General features: G+C 68.2%; 16 protein-coding genes. 8 read left to right on the top strand and 8 right to left on the bottom strand.

The genetic code is table 11. The annotated features are described in order from the left end of the window. Positions 1-181 precede the first annotated feature (181 nt). Positions 182-556 (bottom strand): DUF4124 domain-containing protein, encoded by a 375-nt coding sequence (locus tag R1L06_RS19415; RefSeq protein ID WP_100437948.1) that lies wholly within the window; start codon positions 554-556, stop codon positions 182-184. Between the two features lie 80 nt (positions 557-636). Between R1L06_RS19415 and pssA the strand changes: the two genes are divergently transcribed. The 3 genes from pssA to rimI are packed head-to-tail and all read left to right on the top strand — an operon-like array spanning position 637 to position 2,413. After that, positions 637-1,413 (top strand): CDP-diacylglycerol--serine O-phosphatidyltransferase, encoded by a 777-nt coding sequence (gene pssA, locus R1L06_RS19410; protein ID WP_019660986.1) that lies wholly within the window; start codon positions 637-639, stop codon positions 1,411-1,413. Next, complete coding sequence (locus R1L06_RS19405) at positions 1,410-1,919, top strand: hypothetical protein (protein WP_317218522.1); 510 nt, start codon at positions 1,410-1,412, stop codon at positions 1,917-1,919. Before pssA ends, R1L06_RS19405 begins: the two co-directional genes overlap by 4 nt. Continuing rightward, on the top strand, positions 1,916-2,413 hold the full coding sequence (gene rimI / locus R1L06_RS19400; RefSeq protein ID WP_317218521.1) for a ribosomal protein S18-alanine N-acetyltransferase: 498 nt from the start codon (positions 1,916-1,918) through the stop codon (positions 2,411-2,413). Before R1L06_RS19405 ends, rimI begins: the two co-directional genes overlap by 4 nt. Before the next feature lie 104 nt (positions 2,414-2,517). Here rimI and R1L06_RS19395 read toward each other — a convergent pair whose 3' ends face one another. From R1L06_RS19395 to R1L06_RS19375, 5 genes are all read right to left on the bottom strand, one after another. After that, on the bottom strand, positions 2,518-3,339 hold the full coding sequence (locus tag R1L06_RS19395) for an EamA family transporter (RefSeq protein ID WP_049400290.1): 822 nt from the start codon (positions 3,337-3,339) through the stop codon (positions 2,518-2,520). 121 nt (positions 3,340-3,460) lie between these two features. Next, the gene (locus tag R1L06_RS19390) at positions 3,461-6,289 is read right to left on the bottom strand and encodes a valine--tRNA ligase (RefSeq protein WP_317218520.1); all 2,829 of its coding nucleotides are present in this window, start codon (positions 6,287-6,289) and stop codon (positions 3,461-3,463) included. Between the two features lie 33 nt (positions 6,290-6,322). Further along, complete coding sequence (locus R1L06_RS19385) at positions 6,323-6,514, bottom strand: YqaE/Pmp3 family membrane protein (RefSeq protein ID WP_012510005.1); 192 nt, start codon at positions 6,512-6,514, stop codon at positions 6,323-6,325. Between the two features lie 19 nt (positions 6,515-6,533). Continuing rightward, complete coding sequence (locus R1L06_RS19380) at positions 6,534-6,959, bottom strand: DNA polymerase III subunit chi (RefSeq protein ID WP_049400292.1); 426 nt, start codon at positions 6,957-6,959, stop codon at positions 6,534-6,536. A gap of 82 nt (positions 6,960-7,041) precedes the next feature. Then, positions 7,042-8,520, bottom strand: coding sequence for a leucyl aminopeptidase (locus R1L06_RS19375; RefSeq protein WP_317218519.1), 1,479 nt, complete (start codon positions 8,518-8,520; stop codon positions 7,042-7,044). 104 nt (positions 8,521-8,624) lie between these two features. Here R1L06_RS19375 and lptF point away from each other — a divergent pair, with 104 nt between their 5' ends. The 3 genes from lptF to R1L06_RS19360 are packed head-to-tail and all read left to right on the top strand — an operon-like array spanning position 8,625 to position 11,737. Beyond that, complete coding sequence (gene lptF / locus R1L06_RS19370) at positions 8,625-9,707, top strand: LPS export ABC transporter permease LptF (RefSeq protein WP_032128008.1); 1,083 nt, start codon at positions 8,625-8,627, stop codon at positions 9,705-9,707. Further along, positions 9,704-10,810, top strand: a complete 1,107-nt coding sequence (gene lptG, locus R1L06_RS19365; RefSeq protein ID WP_049424937.1) for an LPS export ABC transporter permease LptG — start codon at positions 9,704-9,706, stop codon at positions 10,808-10,810. Before lptF ends, lptG begins: the two co-directional genes overlap by 4 nt. A 54-nt stretch (positions 10,811-10,864) precedes the next feature. Then, a complete protein-coding gene (locus tag R1L06_RS19360; protein ID WP_317218518.1) occupies positions 10,865-11,737 on the top strand; it encodes a hypothetical protein in 873 nt (290 codons plus the stop codon). A 54-nt stretch (positions 11,738-11,791) separates the two neighbouring features. On the opposite strand, the gene R1L06_RS19355 is transcribed toward R1L06_RS19360, so the two are convergent. Further along, the gene (locus R1L06_RS19355) at positions 11,792-12,283 is read right to left on the bottom strand and encodes an RDD family protein (protein WP_317218517.1); all 492 of its coding nucleotides are present in this window, start codon (positions 12,281-12,283) and stop codon (positions 11,792-11,794) included. Between the two features lie 56 nt (positions 12,284-12,339). Between R1L06_RS19355 and xerD the strand changes: the two genes are divergently transcribed. Beyond that, the gene (gene xerD / locus R1L06_RS19350) at positions 12,340-13,317 is read left to right on the top strand and encodes a site-specific tyrosine recombinase XerD (protein WP_188487691.1); all 978 of its coding nucleotides are present in this window, start codon (positions 12,340-12,342) and stop codon (positions 13,315-13,317) included. 100 nt (positions 13,318-13,417) lie between these two features. Further along, complete coding sequence (locus R1L06_RS19345; RefSeq protein WP_317218516.1) at positions 13,418-14,200, top strand: thioredoxin fold domain-containing protein; 783 nt, start codon at positions 13,418-13,420, stop codon at positions 14,198-14,200. A gap of 115 nt (positions 14,201-14,315) precedes the next feature. Here the strand turns inward: R1L06_RS19345 and R1L06_RS19340 are convergent, their stop codons facing one another. After that, a complete protein-coding gene (locus R1L06_RS19340; RefSeq protein WP_317218515.1) occupies positions 14,316-16,415 on the bottom strand; it encodes a glycosyl hydrolase family 18 protein in 2,100 nt (699 codons plus the stop codon). Positions 16,416-16,775 lie beyond the last annotated feature (360 nt).

Here is a 16,775-nt window from a genome sequence, read left to right as displayed (position 1 = left end):
TTGCCGTGTGCGCAGGACAGCGCACACGAGCAAGGCGCCATCGAGCCCCCATGGAAGGGTTTACGGCGTGTCCTGCCAGCCCACACCGCCCCGCCAAACCCACAGAAAGCCCATAGCCGGCTGTTGCCGTTGCTGTTGCCTTTGCTTCAGCAGGTGCAGGGCGCAGCCCTGCCGATAACCCTCACTCCGCCGGGCAGTAGGCCTTGATGGCGGCTTCAGCCAATCCCTTCTGCGCGCTGCGCTGCTCCGGAGCCAACGGGGTATCGGCCTTGCCATCACCATCGGTGTCCTGCATCACCTGGCCGCCGCCGTCCAGCAGGGCCAGGTTGGCGCGGGCGGTGCTGCACTGCTCGGGCACCGGCGCGGCCGGGGTCTCGGCGCTGGCCGCCGCCTGGGGACTGCGCGCCTGCGCCCGGGTCTCGAACTTCCTGCCCGCCGGCGGGGTCTCCGAATACTGGGTCACGCCATTGGCGTCCTTCCATTTGTAGACCGGGCCGGCCACGGCGTTGGCACTGGCCAACAGCAGCAGGCATCCAAGGCAGGACAGGGCACGCATGGCAAACTCCACGGAATGGGCGTAGAACGCCGATTGCAGCATTGGCGCCGAGCACTGGCAAGTCGATTAAACTGGATTCCATGGACCCGATCACACCGCCGCCGCGTTCGCGCACGATTTACCTGCTGCCCAACCTGTTCACCACCGCCGGCCTGTTTGCCGGCTTCTACGCGATCATCGCCGCGGCCAACGGGGACTTCGTCAACGCCAGCATCGCCGTGTTCGTGGCGGCGGTGATGGATGGCCTGGATGGGCGCGTGGCGCGCCTGACCGGCACCAGCAGCGAATTCGGCGTGCAGTACGACTCGCTGGCCGACCTGGTCAGCTTCGGCATGGCCCCGGCGCTGGTGATGTACCACTGGTCGCTGTCGTGGCTGAAGTTCGACGACCCGCTGCTGGGTCGCGTCGGCTGGGCCGTGGCCTTCCTGTATGCCGCCTGCGCGGCGCTGCGCCTGGCCCGCTTCAATACCCAGGTAGCGGTGGTCGACAAGCGCTGGTTCGTCGGCCTTGCCAGCCCGGCCGCGGCCGGCCTGATGATGTCCTTCGTCTGGGCGTTCGCCGATGGCAACCTGGGCTGGGACGGCAACCAGCTGCGCTACGTGGCGCTGGCGGTGACGATCATCGCGGCGCTGCTGATGGTCAGCCGCATCCGCTTCTGGAGCTTCAAGGGCGGCGGCGCCAAGGGCACCCGCTCCGACCGCGTGCCGTTCCTGGTACTGGCCCTGGTGCCAGTGGCGATCGCCATTGCGGTCATCGACCTGCCGCGCGTGCTGTTCGCGGTGGGCATCCTGTACGCCTTGTCGGGCCCGGTGATGTGGGCCGTGCAGCGCCTGCGCAAGAAGCCCGAGGCCGCGTGAGCGAGGACCTGCCCGTGCTGTGGTCACCGGCCCAGCAGGCCTGGCTGCAGGCCATGGGCTACACCGTCTATCACGACGGCCAGCTGGCCGCCGAGCTGGATGCCCCGCTGCAGCTGAGCGTGGCCGAAGCCGAGGCGGCTGCCACACCAGCGGCGGAGCAGGCGCGGGCGTCGACCGCACCCGCGCGCGAGCCTCTGGCTGCGGCCGCACCGGTTTCCCGCCAGGAACGCCCGGCGCCAGCGCGTCGCGAGACCCCGGTCAGCGCACCGGACACCGCGCCCGCGGCTGCCCGGCCGCTGCCTGGCGGCAATGCCCGGCAGCCGGTGGTGCGCCTGCCGGATCGCCTGCAGATCGCCTTGCTGCGCGCGTCCGGCTGCAATCCCAATGATCCGGCCACGCAGGCGCTGATGGACAGCTGGCCGCTGGACCAGCTGCGTCAGGACCCGGCCGCCAAGCGCGCGCTGTGGCCGCAGCTGCGCGCCCTGCGCAAGCGGGGTGCGCCATGAGTGCGGTCAGCCAGCCCGGTCCGGTCAGACTGCGCGCGCTGCGCGAGAGCGACCTCAACGCGGTGATGGCGATTGAAGTACGCGGCTATCCGTTTCCCTGGACCCGCGGCATCTTCGTCGACTGCCTGCGTGCGGGCTATCCGGGCCTGGCCATGGAGCGTGATGGCCAGCTGATCGGCTATGGCGTGCTCAGCATCGCGGCCGACGAGGCCCATGTGCTGAACGTCTGCATCGATCCACTGACGCAGTCGCGTGGGCTCGGACGTCAGCTGCTGCGCGCGCTGGTACAGCTGGCCGGCGACCGAGGGGCGCAGCGTGTGTTCCTGGAAGTGCGTCCGTCCAACACACCCGCGCTGGCCTTGTACCACAGCGAAGGCTTCAACGAGATCGGTCGCCGCCCGCGTTACTACCCGGCCGCACAGGGCCGCGAAGACGCGGTGGTGATGGCGATCGAACTGGTCGACGGCGACCTGCAGGCGATGCCGCCGCTGTAACGGAGCAGGGTTGCCGGCCAGCGGCCGGCACTACCGATGGATCTCCGCTGTCATCGACACATCACCTACCGTGGTAGGTGCCAGCCTTGGTTGGCACGCTTTCCTCACGCCAGCCGCAGTGCCAACACACCCCCGACGATCAACGCCGCCGCCAGCCAGCGCGCGCGCGGAATCCGTTCGCGCAGCAGGAACACCGAGATCAGCAACGCGAACAGGATCGACGATTCGCGCAACGCCGAGACCATCGCCACCGGCGCCTGGGTCATTGCCCACAACGCCATCGCATACGAGGTGGTGGTGCCGACGCCACCGGCCAGCCCCAGCGGCCAGTGCTGCCGCGCATAGTCCAGCACCGCGCCGCGGCGCGTGTACAGCGCCCACAGTGGCAGTGGAATGCCCGACAGCAGGAACAGCCACAACGTATAGCTGAGTGCGCTGCCGGACTGACGCGCGCCCTGCGCATCGACCAGCGTGTAGGTGGCAATCATCGCCGCGGTCAGCAGCGGCAGGCGCAGCTGACCGCCACGCGCCCCCAGCGCCATGCACAGGATGCCGGTGCTGACCAGCACCACGCCCAGCCACGCTGCCGGTGGCAGCTGCTCGCCCAGCAGGGTGCCCGCCAACGCGACCAGGATCGGCGCGCTGCCACGCATCAGTGGATAGGCCAGGCTCATGTCGACCTGCTGGTAACAGCGTGCGACCAGGCCGTAGTAGGTCACCTGCAGCAGCACCGACGCGCCCAGCCACGGCCAGCTGTGCGCGGCGGGAAATGGCAGGAAGGGCAGGGCGGCAGCCGACAGCAGCGCGGCACTGCCGGTCACCAGTACGGTGCCGAGGAACTTGTCCGGCCCGCGCTTGACGATCGCGTTCCAGCTGGCGTGCAGGGCTGCAGCGGCGAGAACCAGCAGGAAGATGGAAAGCGGCATCCGCCGATGATGCCATGCGCGGGAAATGTAGAGTCGAGCCATGCTCGACTGCTGCCATGAGTCGAGCACGGCTCGACTCTACAAAAGGAAACGCCGGGCAGTACCCGGCGTTTCCCGGCGCTTACAGCTTCGCGCGCTGCTCGCGCAGGCCGGCCAGCTGGGTGTTCCAGTCGACCAGGCGCACGCGTTCCTGCTCGACCACCGCCGGGGGCACCTTGTCGGTGAACTTGGCCAGCTTGGTTTCGCTCTTCTCCTGCTCGCCTTCCACGCGCTTGATCTCCTTGTCCAGGCGCGCGCGCTCGGCATCGAGATCGACCAGGCCTTCCAGCGGCACCAGCAGCTTCAGCTCACCTACGATCGCGGCGGCAGCCGGCGGTGCACTTTCGCCTTCAGCCAGCCACTGGATGCTGTCCAGCTTGAGCAGGAACGACAGCGAGGCGCTGAAACGTTCGATGCGCACGCGGTCCTGCTCCAGACCGGCCTGCAGGCGCAGCGGCACCAGCTTGGACGGGGCCACGTTCAGTTCGCTGCGCACGCGACGCACCGCACTGATCACCGCCTTCAACCATTCCACGTCGGCTTCAGCCTGAGTGAAATCGCCTTCGAACTCGGCGGCGGTCGGGTACGGGCGCAGCGACAGCGTGGTTTCGGCCAGGCCCAGGCGCGGGGCCAGCTGCTGCCACAGCTGTTCGGTGATGAACGGCGTGAGCGGGTGCAGCAGGCGCAGCAGCGCTTCCAGCACGTACAGCAGGGTGTGGCGGGTGCTTTCGGCGTCGGCGGCATCGGCACCGTTCAGCGCCGGCTTGCTCAGTTCCAGGAACCAGTCGCAGAACTCGTTCCAGGCAAACTCGTACAGGCACTGCGCCAGCAGGTCGAAGCGGTAGTTGGCGTAATGGCCCTGCGCCTCGCTGGACACCGCCGCAAGGCGCGAAAGGATCCAGCGCTCGGCATCGGTGCGCGGGGTCGGCACGCCGGTGAACGCTGCACCCTCGGTGTTCATCAGGGTGAAGCGGCTGGCGTTCCACAGCTTGTTGCAGAAGTTCTTGTAGCCCTCGGCGCGGTTCATGTCGAACTTGATGTCGCGGCCGTGGGTAGCCAGCGCGGCGATGGTGAAGCGCAGCGCATCGGCACCGTGGGCGGCGATGCCGTCCGGGAATTCCTTGCGGGTGGCCTTCTCGATCTTTTCCACCATCTTCGGCTGCATCAGGCCGCCGGTGCGCTTGGCGACCAGGTCGTCGATGCTGATGCCGTCGATGATGTCCAGCGGGTCGAGCACGTTGCCCTTGCTCTTGGACATCTTCTGGCCCTGGCCGTCGCGGATCAGGCCGGTGAAGTAGACGTCCTTGAACGGGATCTTCCCGACCAGGTTGTCGGTGGCCATGATCATGCGCGCCACCCAGAAGAAGATGATGTCGAAGCCAGTGATCAGCACCGACGACGGCAGGTAGCGGTCGAAGCCGCGCTCGGCCATGGCCTGTTCGTTCGGCCAGCCCAGGGTGGAGAACGGCCACAGCTGCGAGGAGAACCAGGTCTCCAGTACGTCGCTTTCCTGGTTCAGCACCACGTCGCTGCCCAGGTTGTGCTTCGCCCGCACTTCCTCTTCGCTGCGACCGACGTAGCAGCTGCCGGTGGCTTCGTCGAACCACGCCGGAATGCGGTGGCCCCACCACAGCTGGCGGCTGATGCACCAGTCCTGGATGTTGTTCATCCAGTGGCGGTAAGTGTTGATCCAGTTCGGCGGCACGAAGGAAATGCTGCCGTCTTCGACCAGCTCCAGGCCACGCTTGGCCAGGTCGTCCATCTTCACGAACCACTGGTCGGTCAGGTACGGCTCGATCACCTGGCCGGTACGGTCGCCGCGCGGCACCTGCAGCTTGTGCGCCTTGGTCTCGACCAGGATGCCCAGGTCTTCCAGCTCGGCCAGCACGGCCTTGCGCGCGGCGTAGCGGTCCAGGCCTTGGAAACGCTCCGGCGCGTTTTCGTTCAGCGCCGCCACCGGGGTGAACAGGTTGATCATCGGCAGGCTGTGGCGCACGCCCACTTCGTAGTCGTTGAAATCGTGCGCCGGGGTGACCTTGACCACGCCGGTGCCGAAGGCACGGTCCACGTAGTCGTCGGCGATCACCGGGACGCGGCGGCCGGTCAGCGGCAGCACCACGCTCTTGCCGATCAGATGTGCATAGCGCTCGTCTTCCGGGTGCACCATCACCGCGGTATCGCCCAGCAGGGTTTCCGGGCGGGTGGTGGCGACGACCAGGTAGTCGCGGGTTTCGCGCAGGGTTTCCACGCCGTCGGCATCGCGCTCGACGTGTTCGTAGCTCAGGCCCTCATCCAGCGTGTAGGCGATCGACCACAGGAAGCCGTCTTCCTCGGCGCTTTCCACTTCCAGGTCGGAAATGGCGGTCTTCAGCACCGGGTCCCAGTTGACCAGGCGCTGGCCGCGGTAGATCAGGCCCTGCTCGTACCAGCGCACGAAGGCCTCGTTGACCGCCGCCGACGGCTGCGGGTCCATGGTGAAGGTGCTGCGCGACCAGTCGGCGGAGGTGCCGAGGCGGCGCATCTGGCGTTCGATGGTGTCGCCGGACTGCTGCTTCCACTCCCAGACCTTGCCGATGAAGCCTTCGCGGCCCAGCGAATCGCGGGTCTCGCCCTTGCCTTCCAGCGCCAGGTTGCGGCTGACCACCATTTCGGTGGCGATGCCGGCATGATCGGTACCGACCTGCCACAGCGTGTCGTAGCCACGCATGCGTTGGTAGCGCACCAGCGCGTCCATCAGGGTCTGCTGGAAGGCGTGGCCCATGTGCAGGGTGCCGGTCACGTTCGGCGGCGGCAGCAGGATGGTGTACGGCTCGCCCGTGCCGGACGGCTTGAAGTGGCCGGCCTTCTCCCAGGCCTCGTAGAGGTCGGTCTCGAAGGACTTCGGGTCGTAACTGGAGGCGAGTTGGGTCATGCGGGGGAACCGGTAATCAAGGCGGAAGGGAGATCAGCGCGGCCCGAGGGCGCGCCGGATCTTCTGGTCGGTGTGGTACTGGCTGACCGCGTAGGCGGCCCAGATCGCGGCGGGCAGCCAGCCGATCAGGGTGATCTGCAGGATCAGGCAGACAATGCCGGCAAACGGCCGGCCGATGGTGAAGAAGGACAGCCAAGGAAGAATCAGGGCGATCAACAGGCGCATCAAGGGGTCCTCGCTGGACTTACATGTCGTGCTTGTTCAGGTCGTAACCGGCGGCCTTGTACTGGCGCCAGCGTTCGCGCAGCGGTTCGCGCGCTTCCGGGTCGGCCGGAACCACTTCCAGCACGCGCTCGCACTCGCCCAGCCAGGGTTCATCGCGCAGGTTGATCACCAGCGGGCGCGCCGGTGCCTCGGTGCCCGGCACGGCGATCAGCACCAGGGCTTCTTCCTCGTCCATGTCCTCGCCGGCGATCTGGTGCGGGATGTAGGCATCGTTGTCGAACGCCCACAGCAGTTCGTCCAGCTCCTCGGCCTGGGCCTGGTCGCGGGCCAGCACCAGGGTGAACAACCCGGCGTCGTTGGCCTTGCGCGCCAGCTCGCAGACCAGGCGCAACGGCTCGGTCAGGAAGCGGGGCTTGGCGATCAGGTAGAAGTCGGCGCGGGGCATGGCAGGGTCCGGGTCAGGCAGGGGCCCGGCAGTGCCGGGCGAGGCCCTGGCCGGCGGGCGCCGGCCAGGGTCGGGTACGGCATCAGGCGCGGGCGACCTGGTCCAGCAGCCACTGGCTCAGCAGGCCGACCGGGCGGCCGGTGGCCATGCCACGCTTGCCTTCATCGCTGGCCACGCCGGCGATGTCCAGGTGGGCCCAGCGCTGGCCTTCGGCGAAGCGCGACAGGAAACAGCCGGCGGTGATCGCACCGGCCCAGCGGCCGCCGATGTTGTAGACGTCGGCGAAGGTCGAATCCAGCATCGGCTGGTACTCGTCCCACAGCGGCAGGCGCCAGGCGCGGTCGAACACCTGCTCGCCGGCGGCCAGCAGCTCGTTGGCCAGGTCGTCGTGCTTGCTCATCAGGCCGGCGGTCTGGTGGCCCAGGGCGACCATGCAGGCGCCGGTCAGGGTGGCGACGTCGACCAGCGCGGCCGGCTCGAAGCGCTGCGCGTAGGTCAGCGCGTCGCACAGGATCAGGCGGCCTTCGGCGTCGGTGTTGCCCACTTCGATGGTCTTGCCCGACATCGAGGTGATCACGTCGGACGGACGGTAGGCGTTGCCGTCGATGGCGTTTTCCACCGCCGGCACCACCACCACCAGGTTCAGCGGCAGCTTGGCCTTGACCGCAGCGACGAAGGTGCCGATGACGTTGGCGCCACCGCACATGTCGTACTTCATCTCTTCGATGCCGCCCTGGGTCTTCAGGTTGACGCCACCGGTATCGAAGGTGATGCCCTTGCCGACCAGCACGTACGGCTTGGCGTCGCCGCCATTGTTCCACTTCAGCACGACCAGGCGCGGGCGGTTGGCCGAACCACGGGCCACGGCCAGCAGCGAGCCCATGCCCAGCGCTTCCATCTGGGTCTCGTCGAGGATCTCGGCTTCGGCACCATCGTGCTCGCCGGCGAACTTCACGCCGACCTCGGCCAAATGGGCCGGGGTGCAGTAGTTCGGCGGCAGGTTGCCCAGTTCGCGGGCGAACTCGACACCGGCGGCGATGGCCTGGCCCTGGGCTAGGGCCTGCGCGTCGTCACCGGCGATGGCCAGCTGGGCCAGGCCGGCGTCGTCGGCCTTCTTCTTGCCCAGGGTGGCGGTGTAGCGGTACGCGGCATGATCGGCGGCGATCACCGCCTGGCGGATCGCCCAGGCCGCGTCGCGGTCCTTCACCGCCACTTCGGACAGGGTGAACAGTGCGCTGCGGGCAGCACCGGCCTTCAGCGCGCGCACGGCGTCGCCGACGGCCTTCAGGTACTGCGGCACGCCGAAGCGGGCGGCTTCGCCCAGGCCGACCACCAGCACGCGCGGGGCGGTCACGCCCGGCAGGTCATGCAGCAGGGTGGTGGCGCCGGTCTTGCCGGACAGGTCGCCGCGCTGGGCCAGGGCGGCCAGGCGGCCACCGCTGGCGGCGTCCAGGGCCTGTGCGGCCGGGGTCAGGGTATGGTCGGCATACGCGCCAACCACCAGGCAATCGACGGTGGCGGCGGCCGGAGCAACGTGGTTCAGGGTGAATTCGAGGGCCATTGAGCAGATTCCATTGGCGAGTCCGTACAATCGCAGGCCGTTTACGCCCAGACAGTAGACTGGGCGGCACCGCGAACGAACCCCAGAGTTTAAACCACCGCCCCATGCTGAAGCTCGACCGATACCTGCTGGGCGATTTCGTCCAGAGTTTCCTGGCTACCCTGATCGTCCTGCTGGTGGTCAGCGTGGGCGGCGTGCTGGTGGACATCCTCGGCAACATCGCCGACGGGCGCCTGCCGGCCAAGCTGCTGTTCTCGCAGCTGGGCCTGCAGTTCATCGCCTACCTGCCGCTGATCCTGCCGCTGGCGCTGATGCTGGGCCTGCTGCTGGCCATCGCCCGCCTGTACCGTGACTCGGAAATGGCGGTGATCACCGCCATTGGTGTCGGCCCCAAACGCCTGCTGCGGCCACTGCTGATGCTGGTGGTGCCGGTGGTGGCCCTGGTGGGTGCCTGCTCGCTGTGGCTGGGCCCGTGGGCCGGCCGGGTGGCTGAGCAGATGATCATCGAGGCCAACCGCAGCGTGCTGATGGCCGGTCTGGAGCCGGGCCGCTTCACCCCGCTGCCCAATGGCGGCGTGGTCTACCTGTCCTCGATCTCGCCCGATGGCACCCAGCTGGGCAAGGTGTTCCTGCAGCGCCAGAAGGATGACCGCCTGGAAGTGGTGTCGGCCAATGGCGGCCGCATGTTCTTCGAAGGTACCCGCCAGCGCTTCCTGGAGCTGGATGACGGCCACCAGGTGGAAGGGCCGGTGGCCGGTGGCCTGGACTACCGCCTGGCGACCTTCGCCCGCAATGACGTGGCCTTGCCCGATGGCGCGCAGACCCGCACCGAGGATGACCCGGAACTGATGCCGACCCTGCAGCTGATCGGCGATGAGCGTCCGCAGGCGCAGGCGCAGCTGCACCGCCGCCTGGCGCCGCCGCTGATCGCGCTGGCGTTCGCCCTGCTGACCGTGCCGCTGGGCCGCAGCTCGCCGCGCCAGCAGCGCTACGGCCGCATGATGCTGGCGCTGATGGCCTACATGGTCGGTACCAATCTGATGTTCATCGGCAGCGGCTGGATCGCCAACGGCAAGATCCCCCCAGCGCTCGGCCTGTGGTGGTTGACCCTGCCGTTGCTGGCGCTGGCAATCTGGATGTATGCACGTGATGGCCGCCTGGGCCGCCCGAAGGGAGCCCGCGCATGAGGCTGCGCCCGATGCGTTTCGACCTGTACCTGGGCCGGTCGGTGTTCACCACGGTGCTGCTGACCTGGGCCGTGCTGGTTGGCCTGGACGTGGTGATGGCGTTCTCCGGCGAGTTCAAGGACATCGGCAAGAACGGCTACACGCTGGGCCATGCCGCCGCATGGGTGCTGTACACGGTGCCACGCCGCGCCTACACCATGTTCCCCACCGCCGCGGTGATCGGTGCACTGATGGGCCTGGGCCAGCTGGCGGCGACCTCGGAGCTGACCGCGCTGCGTGCGCTGGGCCTGTCGCGCAAGCGCCTGAGCGTTTCGGTGGCGATCGCGCTGTCGCTGCTGACCGCGGTGATGGTGTTCAGCGCCGAGACCCTGGGCCCCTGGGGCCAGGACCGCGCCGATGCGTTGAAGTCCAGCGCCAAGTGGGGGCGGGATATCGCCACCAGCCGCTACTCGGGCCTGTGGGCACGCGAGGGCGATACCTTCCTCAACGCGCAGAGCGGCGAGGAGCAGCTGGTCGGCGACAAAGGCACGCGCCTGATCCTGCGCGACGTGCGCCTGTACCGCATCGCCGAGAACGGGGGCATCGCCTCATTGACCCATGCCGACACCGCCGAGCATGACAGGGATGGCTGGGTGCTGACCGGGGTACGTCGCGATACCTTCGGCGAGCGCTCGGCGACCCGCCAGGAAATCGCGCGCGAACCGTGGAATTCGAAGCTGGATGCGGCCGCATTGGCCACCGGCATCGCCAAGCCGCGCAACCTCAGCCTGGCCGAACTGAGCACCAGCATCACCTACCGGCAGCGCAACGGGCTGGACGCGCGTGACTTCGAGGACGTGTACTGGAGCCGCTGGTTCTACCCGTTGAACGTACTGGCGCTGTGCCTGGCGGCGGTGCCGTTCGCGTTCGGCTCGCTGCGCAGCGGCGGCATGGGCAAGCGCCTGTTCCTGGGCATCCTGTTCGCGCTGGGCTTCTGGCTGCTGCAGCTGTTCTTCGGGCGCATGGCCGGCGCGCTGAAGTTCGATTACCGCATTGCCTATGCGCTGCCACCGATCGTGATGCTGGCGGTGTCCGGACTGCTGTTCCGGCGCAAATCAGGTTGATTCCCAGGGAGCCGGGCAAGGCCCGGCTGTTTCCGTTTCACTTCAAGGACGAACATGAGCTTCCAACGCTTTCTGCCGTACATCGCGGCCGTGCTGCTTTCTGCCGGCTGCAGCCGGTCCACCGTCGACTTCGAGATCGACAACCCGACCGATGCGCCGCTGACCCTGTCGATCGATCAGCAGGTGCACACCCTGCCGCCGCACACCTCCATGCCCCTGGCCCTGGAGCCGGGCCAGTACCGGCTGCAGAGCGAGAAGATCGGCAGCGTGCGCATGGTCGTCTACGCCGACGGAATCGGTGGCCTGATCAACCCGGCCATGGCCGAGTACGTGATCGTCACCGAGCAGTACGTCACCAGCAAGACCAACTCCGGTGGCCTGGCGTCGAAGGTCGAACTGAACGACGTGGAGATCGAGGGTCCCTACGTGAAGGCGACCGGCTTCTTCATTCCGCGCCGTTGGGACGCAGGACTGAAGGGCGAGCTGCCTGACACGGTGGTCTCCAGCAGCCCGGATACCTCGTCCGACTACCGGACCAAGCTCTACAACGTGCCTGGCTTCTTCGAATACCTGGATGCCGGGGACGAGCTGAAGGAGGCTTTCGGGCCGGATGGCTACCGGCCGCCGGCAGCATCGGTGGCTTTCACTGCCGCCCAGCTGCCGCCGCTTCCGGCGGCCTATGAGGCCCAGGGCAAACCGATGCGCGACCTCTACGCGCACTATCTGGCGGCCACCGACGCGGGGGAGCAGAGGCGCCTGAAGAAGGCCAGCCTGAAGCTGTGGCAGGACTTCGTGAAGACCCGGGCGCAGTTGAGCGGACAGGTTCCGGTGGCCGATGACGTGCAGGCCAATGCGTTCGCGTCCGCCTACTTCGACCTCTGGGCCCAGCCGGCGGTGATCCTGCCCGACCCGGCGCCTGCAGGCTGATCGCTGCGCTGTTCGTGTAGCGCCGAGCGCGTGCTCGGCCCTGCAGACAGCGCTTTACCGCTTCGGCATGCGCACCACGCGGGTGCCGCTGGCGCGGTCGTGCCAGGTCAGGCGTTGGCGGTCGACCCACGCCCACCAGAATCCCAGCCCGCCCAGCAGCAGTGACAGCGTGCCCACTGCGAAGCGCAGCCACAGCTGGCCGCGCCGCAGCGGCGTGCCATCGCGCGATTGCAGTTTCAGCCGCCACGGACGCATGCCCAGCGTCTGTCCGCCACGGCGCCAGCTGGCCGTGGCGTACCACCCCGTGATTCCCCAGCACACCGCCCACAGCAGCCACTGCCAGGCACTGAACGGTGCGATGTTCTCGCGCTGCGCGTGGCCGCTGAAGGTGTAGGCGAGGGTGAACAGCGTGCCGGCCAGCATCCACAGCGCCAGCACCGGCAGTGCGTCGTAGACCATCGCCAGCACGCGCCAGGCCAACAAGGCACGTGGGCGGGGCATTTCGGTAGCGGCCGCAGGGGCCGTGTCGGTGGCAGGGCGGGACATGCGCCGAGCATACGCAAAGCTGGCCGTGCCCGCAGTGGCCCTCGTATCCTGCACGCATGGCCCTTGTTTCCACCCCCGCCGAACGCCGCCAGCTGGTCCAGCAACTGCCCGAGCTGCGCGCCGACGACAGCATGCGCATCCAGCGCTTCCTCGATGCGATCTGGGCCGAGAACGGCCTGGCCCGCGCCACCCTCGACAGCTACCGGCGCGACCTGGAAGGGCTGGCGCGCTGGATGGATGGACGCGACGGTGGCCTGGCCGGCATCGAACGTCCCGGGCTGTTCGACTACCTGGCCTGGCGCACCCGGCATGGCTGGTCGCCGCGCAGCAATGCGCGCCTGCTGTCGGCGCTGCGGGCGTTCTTCGCCGATGGCGTGCGCCGTGGCGAGCGTAGCGAAGACCCGAGTGCGCTGCTGGACCCGCCGAAGCTGCCGCGCCTGTTGCCCAAGGCGCTGGCCGAAAGCCAGATCGACGCGCTGCTGGCGGCCCCGGACATCGACAGCCCGCTGGGCCTGCGCGATCGCGCCATGCTGGAACTGATGTATGCCGCCGGCCTGCGCGTGAGCGAGCTGGTGCTGCTGCCGGCCACGGCGGTCAACCTGCGCCAGGGCGTGCTGCGGGTTACCGGCAAGGGCAGCAAGGAACGGCTGGTGCCGCTGGGCGAGGAATCGCAGCATTGGCTGGAGCGTTACCTGCAGCAGTCGCGCCCGCAGCTGGTCGGCAAGGGCAAGGTGCATGCCCTGGCGGATGGGCAGACCCCGTTGTTCATCGAGCCGACGTTGCATGCACTGACCCGGCAGGCGTTCTGGCACCTGGTCAAGCGCCACGCGCAGGTGGCCGGCATCGACCCGGCGCGGATCAGCCCGCATGGCCTGCGCCACAGTTTCGCCACCCATCTGCTCAACCGCGGTGCCGACCTGCGCGCGCTGCAGATGCTGCTCGGGCACAGTTCGTTGTCGACCACCCAGATCTACACCCTGGTGGCGCGCGAGCATCTGCAGAAGCTGCACGCCCGCCACCATCCGCGCGGCTGAGCGCCGGGCTGAATCGCTGCCCGGGGCCGTGCCGGGCGTCGCGGCCCGGTTCTGGTGGCTGTGTCAGAATCCGGGATCTTCTTCTGTTGCGGATCGCTCCATGCTCCGATTTGCCATCGCCGCCGTGTTCGGTGCACTCAGCCTGACCGCCTGCGCCCAGCCGGCCCCGCCGGCCGCCAAGGCGCCTGCCGCTGCGGCCAAGGCCGGCCCGGCTGCCAACGCGTCGGCCGACCAGGCGGTACGTGCCGCTCTGACCGCGCTGAATCCCGGCTTCCAGGTGGACTACATCGGTGCCGCGCCGTTCCCCGGCTTCCGCGAAGTGGTGGTCTCCGGCCAGCTGCTGTACGTGTCCGATGACGGTCGCTACCTGTTCCAGTCGCAGCCCTACGACACCCGCGCCAAGGGCCCGGCCAACAGTGAAGGCCTGCTCGGCTACCGTCGCGGCCTGCTGGCCAAGGCCAACCACGGCGATCGCATCGTGTTCGCCGCGCCGAACGCCAAGTACACCATCAGCGTGTTCACCGACATCGAGTGCGGTTACTGCCGCAAGCTGCACCAGGACATCGCCGAGCTCAACCGCAACGGCATCACCGTCGAGTACCTGGCGTTCCCGCGCATGGGCCTGGGCAGCAAGGATTACACCGACATGATCTCGGTCTGGTGTGCAGCGGATCGTCGCCAGGCCCTGACCAACGCCAAGCGTGGCGGCAGCGTGCCGGCCAAGAACTGCACCAACCCGGTGGCGATGCAGTACGCGCTGGGCCAGCAGCTGGGCGTGAATGGCACGCCGGCGATCTTCGCGCCGGATGGAACCCAGCTGGGCGGTTACCTGCCGCCGGCGCAGCTGCGTGCGGCGCTGGACAAGTTGTCCGAGAAGCGCTGACGCGAAATCGTAGCGTCGAGCCATGCTCGACTGCGGTTCCGCATGAGGCAGCCGAGCATGGCTCGGCTCTACAGATTCGAGGCCGGGGATGCGTATCGCATCCCCGGCTTTTTGCTTATTTCAGGCCATCACTGACCGCCTTGGTCAGCGTGCCCTGCGCATCGTCACCGCTGAACTCCCAGACGAACGCGCCGCCCAGGCCCTGGGTCTTCACGTAACCCATCTTGCGGGTGATGTTGGCCGGGGTATCGAAGCTCCACAGCGTGCTGCCGTTGTAGATCCAGGTGGCACCGGCCGTGTTGTCGGTGTAGCCCGGCCACGCCAGGTTCTTCAGTACCTTCCAGTCTTCGATGCCGGCTTCATACGTGCCCGGGGCGGCGCCGGTCGCGGTCTGGTACAGGCCGTTGTTGGCGTTGGCCACGCCGGTCCAGCCACGCCCGTAGTAGCCGATGCCCAGGTTGAGCTTGGCGGCGGGCACGCCACGGCTGATGAAGGCCTCGATGGCGTCGTTGCTGTTGTACAGCTTCTGGTCGCCGGTGGACGGGTCATTCGGCGAATCGAACAGCGCCGACTGGTGATTGGTCTTCGCATCCCACGCGCCGTGGAAGTCGTAGGTCATCACGTTGATGTAGTCCAGGTACGGGTGGTACGCGGCAGGATCGGTGACGCGGATCTTGTCGATGCCGGCACCCACCGCCACCGTCAGCAACAGGCCCGGACGCACCGCATCGAGCTGGCGGCGGAACTCGGCCATCAGCGCGGTGAAGTTGGCGTTGTCTTCCGGCTTGCCGCATTCGATGCCGCAGGCCACCGGGTATTCCCAGTCGATGTCGATGCCGTCGAACACGCCCAGCGCGGCACCGGCGCCACCGGCACCGTCGGTCACCGGCAGGTTGCCCTTGATGTAGGCGTCGATGCACGAGGCGACGAAGGCCTGGCGGTTTTCCGGGCGCGCCGCGCTGGAGAAACCACGCGACCAGGTCCAGCCACCCAGCGAGATCAGCACCTTCATGCCCGGGTACTTGGCCTTGAGCTGCTTGAGCTGGTTCCAGTTGCCACGCAGCGGCTGGTCCCAGGTATCGGCGCTGCCACTGACACTCTCGGCGGCGCTGAAGGCCTTGGTGTAGTCGGCGAAAGCATCGCCACCGGCACCGCTGTTCGGATCCGACGGCTGGGTGATGCCCACTTCGCAGCGGTTGTTGCGCACGTTGCCGAACGCGTAGTTGATGTGGGTCAGGCGTGCGGCCGAGCCGCTGCTGTCGATGTTCTTGACCCGGTAGTTGCGGCCGTAGATGCCCCACTGGGTGAAGTAGCCGATGACCCGCTTGCCGGTGGTGCCGCCGTCACCGGCCAGCGTGGTGGCGCTGATCTCGGTGCCCTGTGCCGACGCATTGCCGGCGTTGTCGCGGGCACGTACGCGGTAGCGGTAGGTGGTCGACGCGGTCAGGCCGCCATCGACGTAGCTGGCACTGGACGGCGAACCGACCAGGCTGCCGTTGCGGTACACGTCGTAGCCAGCCATGCCGCTGCCACCGGTGTTGTCGGTGGAGGGGCTCCAGCTGAGCGCGATGCTGTTGGCGGTGCGCGTACCGGCCGCCAGCCCACCGGGTACGCTCGGTGCGGTGGTATCGCCACCGGCGGCGTTGACGGTGATGGTGATGGTCGGGGTGCTGCTGGTGGCGTTGTTGTTGTCGGTGGCCACCGCGCGCAGAGTGTGGCTGCCGGCGCTGGCATTGGCCCAGCTGGCCGCATACGGCGCACTGGTGGCCACGCCGAGCGTGCTGCCGTCGCGGAAGAATTCGACCTTGGCGACGCTGCCGTCCGGATCACTGGCGGTGGCGGTCACGTTGACCGTGCTGCCGGCACTGAAGGTTGCGCCGTTGGCCGGCGAGGTCAGGCTGACCACCGGCGGCTGGTTGCTGCCGCTGCCATCACAGGCGCCGAGGTTGGTGTAGTAGGGCGCACCGGCCGGATGGTCCGGCGGCGCGTTCCAGATGTCCTGGTTCGCCCGATAGAGGACGCCTCCTTTCTGCAGGGTATCGCCGGCCCGGTAGATCTTGGCCTGGTCCCACTGGGCCACGCCGGCACAGCTGGCGGCCTGCGCCAGGCCGGGCAGGGCGGCGGTACCGGCGGCCAGGGCAAGCAGCCAGGCCAGGCGGCGGGGACGACAGCTTCGGGTCGAACGTTCGGCACTGCGCACAATCGGGTCGTACATGGGTAAGTCTCCGATCAAAGGGCGCGCGGGCCCCGATGGCGCCGCGCGTGACGCAGGTCCGGGCGTCGCCCGGGAAGGCGACGGAGGGGGCGGACGGAGGTACCTGGGAGGCCGGGGAGAGAGTCCGGCGCCAGGTAGGGACAACGTTGTCATCAATCGCGTGGTCAATCCGTGAGCAAGCGCATGGTTCCGGGATCCGGGCCAAGGGCGGCGCTGCGCGCGGTCGGCGGCCATCGGCGGAGCCCCCTCGTGGCTGGGGCTTTCCGCGAAAAGCAGATTTCTGGGGGTTGGCCGGGCGGGTGGGCTGCGCAGGGGACGCCGTGAATCCATCCCTGGAGGCTCGGGCGCGCCATCCATGGC

The sequence above is a fragment of the Stenotrophomonas mexicanensis genome (assembly GCF_032911605.1).
Classification (GTDB): domain Bacteria; phylum Pseudomonadota; class Gammaproteobacteria; order Xanthomonadales; family Xanthomonadaceae; genus Stenotrophomonas; species Stenotrophomonas maltophilia_A.
This window is presented reverse-complemented; position numbering and strand designations above follow the sequence as displayed.